The organism is Actinomadura sp. NPDC048021, from assembly GCF_040653135.1.
Lineage (GTDB): Bacteria > Actinomycetota > Actinomycetes > Streptosporangiales > Streptosporangiaceae > Spirillospora > Spirillospora verrucosospora.
In genome coordinates this window covers 21,418-33,795 of sequence record NZ_JBEZJQ010000036.1, presented here as the reverse complement: position 1 = coordinate 33,795, position 12,378 = coordinate 21,418, and the positions used below count along the sequence as shown (strand labels likewise).

General features: G+C 72.7%; 14 protein-coding genes. 12 read left to right on the top strand and 2 right to left on the bottom strand.

Annotated features, from left to right (window positions below):
- Nucleotides 1–2: 2 nt before the first annotated feature.
- Nucleotides 3–980: an EamA family transporter gene (locus AB0C87_RS38725; protein ID WP_360581681.1), complete on the bottom strand. Its 978-nt coding sequence runs from the start codon at nt 978–980 to the stop codon at nt 3–5.
- 72 nt (nt 981–1,052) lie between these two features.
- Here AB0C87_RS38725 and AB0C87_RS38720 point away from each other — a divergent pair, with 72 nt between their 5' ends.
- The 8 genes from AB0C87_RS38720 to AB0C87_RS38685 all read left to right on the top strand — a co-directional run bounded on the left by AB0C87_RS38720 (nt 1,053) and on the right by AB0C87_RS38685 (nt 8,169).
- Nucleotides 1,053–1,982 carry a LysR substrate-binding domain-containing protein gene (locus tag AB0C87_RS38720; protein ID WP_345178184.1) on the top strand — a complete coding sequence of 310 codons (930 nt, stop codon included), beginning with the start codon at nt 1,053–1,055 and terminating at the stop codon, nt 1,980–1,982.
- A gap of 7 nt (nt 1,983–1,989) precedes the next feature.
- Nucleotides 1,990–2,628, top strand: coding sequence for a histidine phosphatase family protein (locus AB0C87_RS38715; RefSeq protein ID WP_345178185.1), 639 nt, complete (start codon nt 1,990–1,992; stop codon nt 2,626–2,628).
- A gap of 82 nt (nt 2,629–2,710) precedes the next feature.
- The gene (locus AB0C87_RS38710) at nt 2,711–3,313 is read left to right on the top strand and encodes a TlpA disulfide reductase family protein (protein WP_345178187.1); all 603 of its coding nucleotides are present in this window, start codon (nt 2,711–2,713) and stop codon (nt 3,311–3,313) included.
- Complete coding sequence (locus AB0C87_RS38705) at nt 3,310–4,053, top strand: cytochrome c biogenesis protein CcdA (protein WP_345178189.1); 744 nt, start codon at nt 3,310–3,312, stop codon at nt 4,051–4,053. Before AB0C87_RS38710 ends, AB0C87_RS38705 begins: the two co-directional genes overlap by 4 nt.
- Nucleotide 4,054: 1 nt before the next feature.
- The gene (locus AB0C87_RS38700) at nt 4,055–5,749 is read left to right on the top strand and encodes a cytochrome c biogenesis protein ResB (RefSeq protein ID WP_360347727.1); all 1,695 of its coding nucleotides are present in this window, start codon (nt 4,055–4,057) and stop codon (nt 5,747–5,749) included.
- A gap of 4 nt (nt 5,750–5,753) precedes the next feature.
- Nucleotides 5,754–6,737, top strand: a complete 984-nt coding sequence (ccsB, locus tag AB0C87_RS38695; RefSeq protein WP_360581680.1) for a c-type cytochrome biogenesis protein CcsB — start codon at nt 5,754–5,756, stop codon at nt 6,735–6,737.
- A gap of 137 nt (nt 6,738–6,874) precedes the next feature.
- Complete coding sequence (locus AB0C87_RS38690; protein WP_345178195.1) at nt 6,875–7,849, top strand: hypothetical protein; 975 nt, start codon at nt 6,875–6,877, stop codon at nt 7,847–7,849.
- 50 nt (nt 7,850–7,899) lie between these two features.
- Nucleotides 7,900–8,169, top strand: a complete 270-nt coding sequence (locus AB0C87_RS38685; protein WP_345178198.1) for a hypothetical protein — start codon at nt 7,900–7,902, stop codon at nt 8,167–8,169.
- A 224-nt stretch (nt 8,170–8,393) separates the two neighbouring features.
- Here the strand turns inward: AB0C87_RS38685 and AB0C87_RS38680 are convergent, their stop codons facing one another.
- A complete protein-coding gene (locus AB0C87_RS38680; protein ID WP_141580358.1) occupies nt 8,394–8,597 on the bottom strand; it encodes a BldC family transcriptional regulator in 204 nt (67 codons plus the stop codon).
- Between the two features lie 236 nt (nt 8,598–8,833).
- On the opposite strand from AB0C87_RS38680, the gene AB0C87_RS38675 reads away from it, so the two are divergent.
- The 4 genes from AB0C87_RS38675 to AB0C87_RS38660 all read left to right on the top strand — a co-directional run bounded on the left by AB0C87_RS38675 (nt 8,834) and on the right by AB0C87_RS38660 (nt 12,268).
- Nucleotides 8,834–9,847, top strand: coding sequence for a threonine/serine dehydratase (locus AB0C87_RS38675; RefSeq protein ID WP_360581679.1), 1,014 nt, complete (start codon nt 8,834–8,836; stop codon nt 9,845–9,847).
- A gap of 12 nt (nt 9,848–9,859) precedes the next feature.
- Nucleotides 9,860–10,117 carry a DUF4229 domain-containing protein gene (locus AB0C87_RS38670; protein WP_345178206.1) on the top strand — a complete coding sequence of 86 codons (258 nt, stop codon included), beginning with the start codon at nt 9,860–9,862 and terminating at the stop codon, nt 10,115–10,117.
- 45 nt (nt 10,118–10,162) lie between these two features.
- Nucleotides 10,163–10,876 (top strand): demethylmenaquinone methyltransferase, encoded by a 714-nt coding sequence (locus tag AB0C87_RS38665; protein WP_345178209.1) that lies wholly within the window; start codon nt 10,163–10,165, stop codon nt 10,874–10,876.
- A 135-nt stretch (nt 10,877–11,011) separates the two neighbouring features.
- Nucleotides 11,012–12,268, top strand: a complete 1,257-nt coding sequence (locus tag AB0C87_RS38660; RefSeq protein WP_345178210.1) for a geranylgeranyl reductase family protein — start codon at nt 11,012–11,014, stop codon at nt 12,266–12,268.
- Nucleotides 12,269–12,378 lie beyond the last annotated feature (110 nt).

Genomic DNA, 12,378 nt, shown 5'->3' with positions numbered 1-12,378 from the left:
GTTCAGGCGGCCGGCGCGTTGGGCGCGGGCGGTGCGGACGGCGCGGGCGGTGCGGGCGGTGCGGGCGGGGCGGGTGGTGCGGACGGCGCCGGCAGGCTGCGGGCGCGGGACCGCGGCCGGACGCTGCCGGCGGCGACCCCCGCGATGATCAGAGCGGCGCCGGCGAGCCGGACCGCGTCCACGTGCTCGCCCAGCAGCAGGGCCGCCGAGACGAGCCCGAACGGCGGGACGAGCAGCGAGTACATGGCGACCGTGCCGGCCTCGTACCGGCGGATCAGCCAGGCCCATCCGCCGAAGCAGAACAGCGTCGCGACGTAGGCGATGAACGCCAGCGAGCCCACCCCGGCGACCGAGAGGTCGCGCGCCGCCTCCGGCACGGCCCCGGGCCCTTCGAAGACCAGCGACAGGGCGAGCAGGGGGAGCGGCGGCACCAGCGACATCCACACCATGAACGCGAACGGGTCGACCGGCTTCTCGGTGGACTGGTTCATCCGCCGCATGGCGACGTTCGCCAGCCCCCAGCCGGCCGCGCCGCCGAGGCAGACCAGGAACGCCCCCAGCGGGCTCCCGCCCTCGCCCTGCGCGACGCCGAGCACGGTGATCCCGGCGAACGCCACGACCATCCCCGCGACCTGGCGGCCCCCGACGCGCTCGCCCAGCAGCAGGCCCGCGAACAGGGCGGTGAAGACGGCCTGCACCTGGAGCACGACCGACGCCAGGCCGGCCGGCATGCCCATGCTCATGCCGATGAACAGAAGGCCGAACTGCCCCACGCCGAGCGGGACGCCGACCAGGACGAACCAGCGCGCGGCGACCGGCGGGCGGCGGACGAGGAAGACCGCGGGCACCGCCGCGGCCGTGAACCGCAGGGCGGCCATCAGCAGGGGCGGGAAGTCGTCCAGGGCCACCTTGATGGGCACGAAGTTGAAGCCCCACAGCGCGGCGATCAGCGTGGCCAGCAGGACGTGGCGCGATCTCATCCCTCGATCGTGAGGAAACACTTGATTTAGGACAAGCGAGAACTTCTTGACACCTCGTTTTAGTATTGCTTCATGCTTGATCTGGAACGGCTGCGCGCCCTGCACTCGGTCGCGACGTACGGGTCGGTCAGCGCCGCCGCGGACGTCCTGCACGTCACCACGTCCGCCGTGTCCCAGCAGCTCGCGAAGCTGGAGCGCGAGACTGGGCAGAAGCTGCTGGAGCGCAACGGCCGCGGCGTCCGCCTCACCGACGCCGCCGAGCTGCTCGTCGCGCACGCCGAACGGATCCTGTCGCTCGTCGAGCAGGCGCAGGCCGACCTGGAGGCGCACCGCGGCTCCGTCGTCGGCCAGCTCACCGTCGCCTCGTTCCCGACCGCGATCCGCGGGCTGATGCCCGTCGCGCTGCGCGCCCTGCGCGCCGACCACCCCGATCTGCGCGTCCTGCTGCGCGAGGAGGACCCCATGCGCAGCATGCCGCTCGTCCTGCGCGGCGACTTCGACATGGCCGTCGTCCAGGACTGGAACAACGAGCCGCTCCCGATCCCCGAGGGCCTGTGCAAGGGCGTCATCTGCGACGACGTCGCGGACGTGGCGCTGCCCGCGGGCCACGAGCTGGCCGGGCGCGACACGATCGACCTCAAGGAGCTCGCCGGGGACCCGTGGATCAGCTCCTCGCCCGACAGCATCTGCTGCGACTGGCTCCTGCGCACGCTGCGCGCCGTGGACAGCGAACCCCGGATCGACCACCAGGCCTACGAGTTCGCCACCCAGCTGTCCCTGGTCGCCGCCGGGCTCGGCAACGTCATCCTGCCCCGCCTCGGCCGCTGCGACGTCCCGCCGGGCGTCGCGATCGTCCCGCTCTCGGCCCCCCTGTCGCGCCGCGTCTACGCCGTCTGGCGCGAGGAGGCGGCCCGCCGGCCCGCGATCCGCGCCGCCGTGACCGCCCTGCGCGCCGCCGTGCCGGCCGGTTGCGGGGAGGAGGCGTCAGCGCGGGTAATCTGACGACGCCATGACTGACACGACGATCGTTCACCTCCTGCGGCACGGCGAGGTGCACAACCCCGAGGGCGTCCTCTACGGGCGGCTGCCCGGTTACCGCCTCAGCGAGGACGGCGTCCTCATGGCGAAGGCCGCCTCCCGGTGGTTCGCCGACAGGGACGTGACCGCGCTGTTCTCCTCGCCGATGCAGCGTGCGCTGGAGACGGCCGCGCCGCTCGCCGACGCGCTCGGCCTGCCCGTCACGGTGGACGACCGCCTGATCGAGGCCGGCAACCACTTCGAGGGGCTCACGTTCGGGGTGGGGACCGGCTCGCTGCGCCGCCCCGAGCACTGGCGCCACCTCGTCAACCCGTTCCGCCCGTCCTGGGGCGAGCCGTACAAGCTGCTCGCCGCCCGGATGCGCGCCGCCGTCATCCGGGCCCGGGAGGCGGCGCGCGGCCACGAGGCCGTCTGCGTCAGCCACCAGCTGCCGATCTGGATCCTGCGGCTGTCGGCCGAGCGCCGCCGGCTCTGGCACCACCCGGCCCGCCGGGAGTGCTCGCTCGCCAGCCTCACCAGCCTGACGTTCGAGGGCAGCCGGCTCGTGGAGGTCGCCTACTCCGAGCCCGCCGCCGGGATCGCGAAGGGCCCCAGTGTCGCGGGCGCCTGACCGCACCGCTAAGTTCGTACTACATCCTGTAGTACTCCACGTCTTGTACTGAACGCCTTGTAGTACCACCGAGGAGGGGCACGTGAACCCCCGCCGCATCTCGCCCTCGCGCGCTCCCTTCCGCGCGGGCGCCGCCGTCGCGCTCTGCGGCCTGCTCGCGGGCTGCGCCGGCACCGGCGCCGCGGACGGCGGCCCCGACGGCGGCGACAACCGCTTCATCTCGGGCGACGGCAACGTGACCGAGTACCAGGCGGCGCAGCGCAAGAGCCTCGCGAGCGTCACCGGGGAACGGCTCGACGGCGGATCCTTCAGGCTGGCCGACCTCAGGGGCAAGGTCGTCGTCGTCAACTTCTGGGCGTCGTGGTGCGCGCCCTGCCGGGGCGAGGCGCCGTCCCTCCAGCACGTCTACGACGGGAAGAAGGCGCAGGGCGTGGAGTTCCTCGGCGTCAACTTCAAGGACTCCAAGCCCAACGCGCAGGCGTTCGAGCGCAAGTTCAAGGTCACCTACCCGAGCCTCTTCGACGCCGACGGCCGCGTCACGCTCGCGTTCCGCGAGGTCCCGCCGAGCGCGATCCCGAGCACCCTCGTCCTGGACCGGCAGGGCCGCGTCGCCGCGCGCATCATCGGCGCGACCACGTTCACCAAGCTGGACCCCCTGGTCGGCAAGGTCCTCGCGGAGAAGTGAGCTCCCTGGACGAGACGGTCGTGAGCGGGTCGTTGGTGGCGGCGGCGCCGCTGGCGGCCCTCGCCGGGCTCGTCTCGTTCGCCTCCCCGTGCGTCCTGCCGCTGGTCCCCGGCTACCTGTCGTACGTGACGGGCATGACCGGCGCCGACCTCGCCGAGCAGCGGCGGGGGCGGCTCCTCGCCGGGGTCCTGCTGTTCGTCGCCGGGTTCAGCGTCGTCTTCGTCAGCTACGGCGCGGTCTTCGGCGGGCTCGGACGGTGGCTGCTGGAGTACCAGGACACGATCACCCGCGTCCTCGGCGTCATCACGATCGTGTTCGGCCTGGCGTTCATGGGCTTCGTCCCCGGGCTCCAGCGGACGGTGAAGTCGGGGCGCCTCCCGGCGGCCGGGCTCGCCGGGGCGCCGCTGCTCGGCGTCCTGTTCGGGCTGGGCTGGACGCCGTGCATCGGCCCGACGCTCGGCGCGGTGCAGGGCCTGGCGATCACCGAGGCCAGCGCCGGGCGCGGGGCGCTGCTGTCGCTGGCGTACTGCGCGGGCCTCGGCCTGCCGTTCGTGGCCACCGCGATCGCCTACCGTAGGGCGCTCGGCGCGTTCGGCGCCGTGAAGCGCCACTACCCCCTGGTCATGCGGATCGGCGGGGGGATGCTCGTCCTCATCGGGGTGCTGCTCGTGAGCGGCCTGTGGGGTGACCTGACCATCGAGCTGAGGTCGTGGATCAGCGGCTTCGAACCGGTGATTTGAGATGACTGACACCAACACGGACCACGCCGGCGCCGGCCCCGCCGAGGACCAGGCCGCCGGGGACGCCGGCACCGACGCGCCCGCCGCGCGGCAGGCCCCGCAGGAGGTGCCGCGCCCCTCCGGCATCGGCCCGTTCGGCTGGCTGCGGTGGGGCTGGCGGCAGCTCACCACCATGCGGACCGCGCTGATCCTGCTGTTCCTGGTGGCGCTCGGCGCGGTGCCGGGCTCGATCCTGCCGCAGCGGGGCCAGGCGCCCGAGAAGGTCGCCGCCTACCTGGAGAAGCACGAGAGCCTCGGGCCGTGGCTCGACAGGTTCTCCATGTTCGACGTGTTCGCGGCCCCCTGGTTCGCGGCCATCTACATCCTGCTGTTCGTCTCGCTCGCCGGCTGCGTCGTGCCGCGCGCCGTCAAGCACTACCGGTCGATGCGGGCGCGCCCGCCGGCGGCCCCCCGGAACCTGGCGAGGCTGCCGCAGTCGGCGACGTACGAGACCGACGCCTCCCCGGAGGACGTCCTCGCCGAGGCCCGCACGGCGCTGCGCTCCCGCCGCTTCCGCGTGGACGTGTCCGACGGCGCCGCGGCCGCCGAGAAGGGCTACCTGGGCGAGACGGGCAACCTGCTCTTCCACCTCGCGCTGCTGGCGCTGCTGTTCGCGCTCGGCCTCGGCAACCTGTTCGGCTACCGCGGCAACGTCCTGCTGACCGAGGGCAAGACGTTCGCCAACTCGCTCGGTCTCTACGACCAGTTCCAGCCCGGACGCGCGTTCAGCGGCGGCGAGCTCGCCCCGTTCACGATCACGCTGGACGACTTCAAGGCGGAGTACGAGGCCAAGGGCGCCAAGCGGGGCCAGGCCACGTCGTTCAACGCCAAGATCCGCTACCGGTCGAGTCCGGACGCCCCGAACAAGCCCTACGACCTCCAGATCAACCATCCGCTCAAGGTCGGCGGCGCGAAGGTGTACCTGCTCGGCCACGGGTACGCGCCGGTGTTCACCGTCCGGGACGCCAAGGGGAACGTCGCCTTCCAGGACTCGGTGCCGTTCCTGGAGATGGAGCCGCGGAACCTGACGTCCGAGGGCGTCGTCAAGGTCCCCGACGCCGAGCCCGACCAGCTCGCCTTCTACGCCATCCTGTGGCCGACCGCGGTGGCGAGCGAGGACGGCCGGCAGATCGTCTCGGCGTTCCCGGCGCCGCTGCGCCCGGTCGTCACGATCACCGCCTTCAAGGGCGACCTCGGCCTGGACTCCGGCAGCCCGCAGTCGGTCTACAAGCTGGAGGGCATCGGCCGGACGATCCAGCCGATCAAGGGCGGCCAGAAGCTGCTGGAGCCCGGGGAGTCCTTCAAGCTGCCCGGCGACGCCGGCACGGTCACCTTCGACGGGCTCAGGGAGTGGACGAGCCTGTCGGTCAACCGCGACCCCGGCCGCATCCCCGCGCTGATCGCCGCCATCCTCGCCGTGCTCGGCGTGGCGACCTCGTTCATGGTCCGCAGGCGCAGGGTGTGGGTCCGTGCGAGCGCCGGAGAGGGCGGGCGTACGGTGGTGGAGGTCGGCGGTCTCACGCTGGGGAACCCGACCTCGGAGTTCGACGACATCGTGGCCGCCCTGCGCGGTCCGCAGGACGGGCCCGCATCCGAGCCCGGCGAGACCCCCGCCGCCGACGGCCCCTCGGGTGCGGCGAACGAACCGAAGGAGTGACGAGGTGAGCAACGCCGACCTCGCGAACCTGAGCGACAAGCTCATGCTGACCACCGTGGTGATGTACATCATCGCGCTGGTCGCCTACGCCGCCGACATGGGCTTCGGCCGCCGCCGCGCGGTCGCGGCCGTCCCGGCGAAGAGCGGGGCGAAGGTGCTCGTGGGCGCCGCCGGTGCCGAGGACGACGCCTCGGAAACGGGCGCCGCCCCGGACACGGCCGCGGACGAGGGAACCGAGCGTTCCCGGGTCGACTGGATCCGGCTCGCCGTCCTGCTGAACGTGCTCGGCTGGGGCGCGCAGCTCGGCGTCCTCGTGACCCGCGGGCTCGCCGCGAACCGCTGGCCGTGGGGGAACATGTACGAGTTCCTCACCGCCATCTCGTTCGCGGCCGTCACCGCGTTCATGGTCGTGATGTTCCGCTACAAGGCGCGGTTCCTCGGCGCGTTCGTCATGGCCGCCGCGGTCGTCGCCCTCGGCGTCGCCAACATCTGGCTGTACGACTCGGTGGGGCCGGTCAGCCCGGCGCTGAACTCCTACTGGATCGCCATCCACGTGACCGCCGCGATCATCGCGACCGGCGCGTTCACCGTCGCGGGCGCCGCGACGATCCTGTACCTGCTGAAGGAGCGGGCCGAGTCGCGCGGCGGGGCCGCGGCGGGCGGCGTGCTGTCGCGCATCCCGTCGGTGGAGGCCCTGGACCGCCTCTCGATGCGGGTCACGATGTTCGCGTTCCCGATCTGGACCGCCGCGATCATCATGGGCGCCATCTGGGCCGACCAGGCGTGGGGCCGCTACTGGGGCTGGGACCCCAAGGAGATCTGGTCCTTCGTCACCTGGATCATCTACGCGGCCTACCTGCACGCCCGCGCCACCGCCGGCTGGAAGGGCCGCAAGGCCGCGATCCTGTCGCTGGTCGCGTTCGCCGCGCTGCTGTTCAACTTCTTCGGCGTGAACTACATGTTCTCCGGCCTGCACTCCTACGCCTGACGCCCGGCGGAGCGCCGCGGCCGCGCAACTCCACGGGATGACGGAGAGTCGGGTTCCGGCTTACCCTTCCTCAGGGACCCGGTCCGGCGGCGGTCGCCGCCCGATACCCCCGCGGGTCCGGCTGACAGAGGAGCCCGATGCGCTTCAAAGGCGTCCACCGCAAGCCCCGGGAGACGTTCCGCGGCGGACGGTTCCGCGCGGACGCGGCCGGCGACGAGGTCCCCTACGCGCCGTCCCCGCCCGACTCGGGGCAGGTGCGGCCGCGCAGCAACCAGCCGCGCGACCGGTTCGGCCGGTTCCGCAAGGCGGGCCGCGACGACGACTACGCGCTCGGGCCCGATCGTCCGGAGGCGGATCCCGTCGACACGGCGGGCGGCCTGCGCGGGATGACCGGCCGGCTCGGGCGGCGCGGGCAGGGCCGGCCGCGTTCGGGCGACTACTCCTGGAGCGACTTCGAGCTGGAGGACGACCGGCCGCGCGTGGAGCCCCACCCGCCGGGCACGCCGCACGCCGCCGACGGCCGCCGCGACTGCGGCGTGCTGGAGGCCGTCCTGCACCGCCAGTGGGACGTCCGGGAGGGGCCGCCGCCGGACGCGGTCATCGGGGCGGTGGAGAGCCTGGCGTCGCTGCCGGAGGCGCTCAAGGAGAAGCTGGCGAGCGGCCTCGACGGCATCTACGTCGGCCCCGGCGGCGTCCCGCAGCTCGACGACATGGGCCACCTGCGCGACCGCCCGCTGCCGTCCGGCCGCGCCACCTGGGACATCTGCGCCGGCGCGTACGGCGACCGCAAGATCGTGGTGGGGGACCGGCCGTCCCCGACGCCCGACGTGATGCTGCACGAGGTGGGCCACGCGCTCGACGACATCGACGGCGACGACGGCGAGTGGACCTCCGACAGCCCCGCCTTCCGGCAGCTGTACGAGGAGTGCCTGCCGTACCTGGCGAGCGAGTTCCACAAGCAGCCGAACGCGCTCGGCCGCCGCGAGTTCTTCGCCGACGCGTTCGCCGCGATCTCCTCCCGGCAGCGTCCCGCCCTGGTGGATATGCTCGCCGGCAACATCCGCACGGCCCTTGAGGTCATGCTCTTCTTCAACCGCAGGTACGGGATCTAGGACACCGAGATGACAGGCCGCGCGACGACAGACGGCGAAGGTGATCGACGATGTACGTGATCCGGCTTCCCGACGGCACGCTCCGGGTCCCCCACAGCGTTCTCGCCGACGGCGGCGAGCCCGGGCCCGAGGCGAGCGAGGGACGGATCATCGCCGACGCCTACGTCGAGATCGGCCCGGACGATCCCGACTACGACCGGTTGCTGGGCGAGTCGCTCACCGAGGAGGAACTGGCGGAACGGCGGCGCCGCTGGCGTGACGAGGACGCGGACCTGCTCCGCCGGTTCGAGGAATGGAAGGCGGGCGGCACCGAGGAGTGAGTGCCGAGGAGTGAGCGCCGACAATGAGCGGCGCGGGGTGAGGGCGAAAAGGCGGGCATTGGAGAGCGGGCGCGAGTCCAAGCCCTGGAGGGCGGTGCCGGAGAAGTGAGCAGAGGCGGGGCGGGGAGCGCCCCGGCCGCCCGGCGAGGACTGCCTTCGGCCAAGGACTGCTTCGGCGGGCGGTCCGGGCGGCTCAGGACCGGGGTCCGGGCGAGGGGCCCAGGTCAGTGGGCCGAATGCTCGGCGACGGGCTCCTCGCCGCGCAGCAGCGCGTGCACCTCGGACTCGCGGAAGCGCCGGTGGCCTCCCGGAGTGCGGATGCTGCTGATCCGGCCCGCGGCGGCCCACCGGGTGACCGTCTTCGGGTCGACCCGGAAGAGGGCGGCGACCTCTCCTGGAGTCAGCAGGCGCTCGCTCGTGCTTTCCACGTTTTCTCTCCCCCTTTGTCCCGCTCTCGGCGCGGGTGGACTGTTTAACAGTGTGGCGGGTCAAGACCGATTTCTCCCTTGTTTTCGGAAAAGATCACCGACCGTAGTCCGCCGAACAGCGGCGATGACGGACGGTGATTCCGGCATGGGCCACAGTGATCACCCTGACCCCCGCTGACCTGCCCTGTCACGCGGTCGAGGCCCCCGCGACCAGCACGGAGAAGTAGTCTCCGGGCATGTCCGACCTCGTAACGCTGCCGGAGATCGAACGGGCCGCCGAGCGCATCGCGGGCGTCGCCGTCCGGACGCCGCTCGTCCTGTTCTCCCGCGACCCCGCCCCGTCCGCCGCCGGCGCGCCGGCGCTGCTGGTGAAGGCCGAGTCGCTGCAGCCGATCGGCGCCTTCAAGCTGCGCGGCGCCTACTCGGCCATCTCCTCCCTCGCCCCCGAGGAGCGCGAGCGCGGCGTCGTCACGCACTCCAGCGGCAACCACGCCCAGGCCGTCGCCTACGCGGCCCGCGCGCTCGGCGTCCGGGCGGTCCTGGTCATGCCGCACACCACCCCCGCCGTGAAGGTCGACGCGTGCATCGCGCTCGGCGCCGAGGTCGTCCACGTCGAGCCGACCGCCCAGGCCCGATCCGAGACCGCCGGCAAGCTCGCCGCCGCGCACGGCTTCGCCCTGGTCCCGCCCTACGACGACGCGCGGATCATCGCCGGCCAGGGCACCGCCGGGCTGGAGATCGTCCAGGACCGCCCGGACGTGGACGTCGTGCTCGTCCCGGTCAGCGGCGGCGGCCTGATTGCCGGCGTGTCCGCCGCGGTCAAGGCGCTGCGCCCGGAGGCGAAGATCGTCGGCGTCGAGCCGGAGCTCGCCGCGGACGCCCGCGACTCGATGGCGGCGGGGCGTCCCGTCGAGTGGGCCGCGGAGGAGACGGGCCGCACCATCGCCGACGCGCTGCGCGTCCAGCGGGTCGGCGACCTGCCGTACGCGCACATGCGCGCCCACGTCGACGGGATCGTCACGGTCACCGAGGACGAGATCCGGCAGGCGATGCGGCGCCTCGCCCGCGAGGCTCGCCTCATCGCCGAGCCGGCGGGCGCCGTCGCCACCGCCGCCTACCTCTACCGCCGCGCGGAGCTTCCCGAGGGCCGCGCCTACGTCTCGATCCTCTCCGGGGGGAACGTCGACCCGGCCCTCCTGCTGGACGTGCTGGGCCGACCCCGGGGCGAGGGCGGTCAGGACCGGGGATAACCTCGAAAGGCCATGCGTTCCGTCATCCTCTACACCCTGGCCCGGGCCGTGATCTTCGCGGTCACCGCGGGGGTGCTCGCGCTCTTCGGGGCCCGCGGGTTCCTGCTCCTGATGCTGGCGCTGCTGATCAGCGGCGTCGTCAGCTACGTGCTGCTGTCCGCGCAGCGCGATCGCATGTCCGCCGTCGTCGTGCGGGGGGTGCGCTCGCAGCGCGAGAGGTTCGACAGGTCGGTCGCCAAGGAGGACGCTCCGCGCACCCGCGCGGAGTGACCCCCGCCCCCGCGCGCAGGGGCTTGCGCGGCCTAGGCTGGGAGCATGACCCGCGCTTCACTCGACAAGCAGCCCGCCGACGTCGCGGCGATGTTCGACGGCACCGCCGAGCGGTACGACCTCATGAACTCGCTCATGACCGGCGGCCAGGACCGGCGGTGGCGGCGGGAGGTCGTCCGGGCGCTGGGGGCGCGGCCGGGTGAGCGGGTCCTCGACCTCGCGGCCGGCACGGGGACGTCGTCGGTGCCCTTCGCCGAGGCCGGGGCCGACACGGTCGCGTGCGACTTCTCGCTCGGCATGCTGCGCGTGGGCGTGCGGCGCCAGGCGGGCGTCACGGGCCTGCGCTTCGTCGCCGGGGACGCGCTGCGGCTGCCCTTCGCCGACGCCTCCTTCGACGCCGTCACCATCTCCTTCGGGCTCCGCAACGTCGCCGACACCGGCCTCGCGCTGCGCGAGCTCCGCCGGGTCGCCAAGCCCGGCGGGCGGCTGGTGATCTGCGAGGTGAGCCACCCCCCGAACGCGCTGCTGGCGCTCGGCCACAAGGCCCACCTGCGCTACGGCCTGCCGCTGCTGGCGCGGGTCAGCTCCAACCCCGACTCCTACCGCTACCTCGCCGAGTCGACGCTCGCCTGGCCCGACCAGGCGGGGCTGGCCCGGCTCATCCAGGACGCGGGCTGGGGCGAGGTGCGCTGGCGCGACCTCACCTTCGGGGTGGTCGCCCTGCACTATGCCGTCAACCCGTCCGTCAAGGCTGCTTGACAGACGGCGGCCGGTGGTTCGGACCGGTCCAAACTTGGACCGGCCCAGAAGTACCCACCAGTCGTGATAAAGGAATAGACTCCCCACCGGATCCTTGTGAAGTACTTCACAAGCGAACGAGCGAAGAGGACCATCGTGACCGACTCCACCCGACACGCGGATGCCATCGTCGTCGGGGCGGGCCCCGCCGGATCGTCGACCGCCTATTGGCTCGCGCAGGCCGGCCTGGACGTCTTCCTGCTGGAGAAGGCCACCTTCCCGCGCGACAAGATCTGCGGCGACGGCCTCACCCCGCGGGCCGTCCGCGCCCTCATCGGCATGGGCGTCGACATCAACGACCCCGGCTGGGGGCGCAACAAGGGCCTGCGCATCTACGGCGGCGGCGTCAAGGTCGAGCTGCCCTGGCCGGAGCTCGCGTCCTTCCCCGACTTCGGCCTCGTCCGCAAGCGCACCGACCTCGACCAGCTCCTCGCCGAGCACGCCGCCAAGGCCGGCGCCCAGCTGCTGCAGGGCTGCAACGTGACCGGCCCCATCGTCGACGACCGCACCGACCGCATCACCGGCGTCACCGCCGAGTACCAGGGCGAGGAGATCGAGTTCCACGCGCCCCTGGTCGTCGCCGCCGACGGCAACTCCACCCGGCTGTCGCTCGCCATGGGGCTGCGGCGCCGCGAGGACCGTCCGATGGGCGTCGCGGTCCGCCGCTACTTCCAGACCCCGCGCCACGACGACGACTACATGGAGGCGTGGCTGGAGCTGTGGGACGGCCAGCGCCTCCTGCCCGGCTACGGCTGGGTGTTCGGCGTCGGCGACGGCACGTCCAACGTCGGCCTCGGCCTGCTCAACACCAGCAAGGCGTTCCAGAGCGTCGACTACCGCGGCATGCTCAAGCGCTGGTGCGCGCAGATGCCGGAGGACTGGCAGTTCGACGAGGAGCACGCGACCTCCAAGATCCGCGGCGCGGCGCTGCCGATGGGCTTCAACCGGCAGCCGCACTACACCCGCGGGATGCTGCTCGTCGGCGACGCCGGCGGCATGATCAACCCGTTCAACGGCGAGGGCATCGACTACGCCCTGGAGTCCGGCCGGCTGGCCGCCGACATCATGGTGCAGGCGCTCGCCCGCCGCACTCCCGCGCAGCGCGAGCGGACCCTGTACGAGTACCCCCGCATCCTCAAGGACGAGCACGGCGGCTACTTCACCCTCGCCCGCGTGTTCGTCCAGGCGATCGGCGACCCGCGGGTCATGAAGTTCCTGACCGCGCACGGCCTGCCGCACCCCACGCTCATGCGCTTCACGCTGAAGCTCCTCGCGAACCTCACCGACCCCAAGGGCGGGGACGCGATGGACCGCGTCATCAACGCGATGCAGAAGGTGGCGCCGGCGGCATGAACGCGCGCGTGGATTTCAGGCTTCCGCAGGTGAGCGGACTAAAGTGCAGTACCCGACCCCCTGAGGGGAGCGCTATTGATCACCTTGGCTAGGGTGGCGGGTCGCAGGCG

Bases quoted from the DNA above. Each gene is read 5' to 3' on its own strand.
- AB0C87_RS38725 (WP_360581681.1), bottom strand. From the start codon at position 980: ATGAGATCGCGCCACGTCCTGCTGGCCACGCTGATCGCCGCGCTGTGG.
- AB0C87_RS38720 (WP_345178184.1), top strand. From the start codon at position 1,053: ATGCTTGATCTGGAACGGCTGCGCGCCCTGCACTCGGTCGCGACGTAC.
- AB0C87_RS38715 (WP_345178185.1), top strand. From the start codon at position 1,990: ATGACTGACACGACGATCGTTCACCTCCTGCGGCACGGCGAGGTGCAC.
- AB0C87_RS38700 (WP_360347727.1), top strand. From the start codon at position 4,055: ATGACTGACACCAACACGGACCACGCCGGCGCCGGCCCCGCCGAGGAC.
- AB0C87_RS38690 (WP_345178195.1), top strand. From the start codon at position 6,875: ATGCGCTTCAAAGGCGTCCACCGCAAGCCCCGGGAGACGTTCCGCGGC.
- AB0C87_RS38685 (WP_345178198.1), top strand. From the start codon at position 7,900: ATGTACGTGATCCGGCTTCCCGACGGCACGCTCCGGGTCCCCCACAGC.
- AB0C87_RS38675 (WP_360581679.1), top strand. From the start codon at position 8,834: ATGTCCGACCTCGTAACGCTGCCGGAGATCGAACGGGCCGCCGAGCGC.
- AB0C87_RS38670 (WP_345178206.1), top strand. From the start codon at position 9,860: ATGCGTTCCGTCATCCTCTACACCCTGGCCCGGGCCGTGATCTTCGCG.
- AB0C87_RS38665 (WP_345178209.1), top strand. From the start codon at position 10,163: ATGACCCGCGCTTCACTCGACAAGCAGCCCGCCGACGTCGCGGCGATG.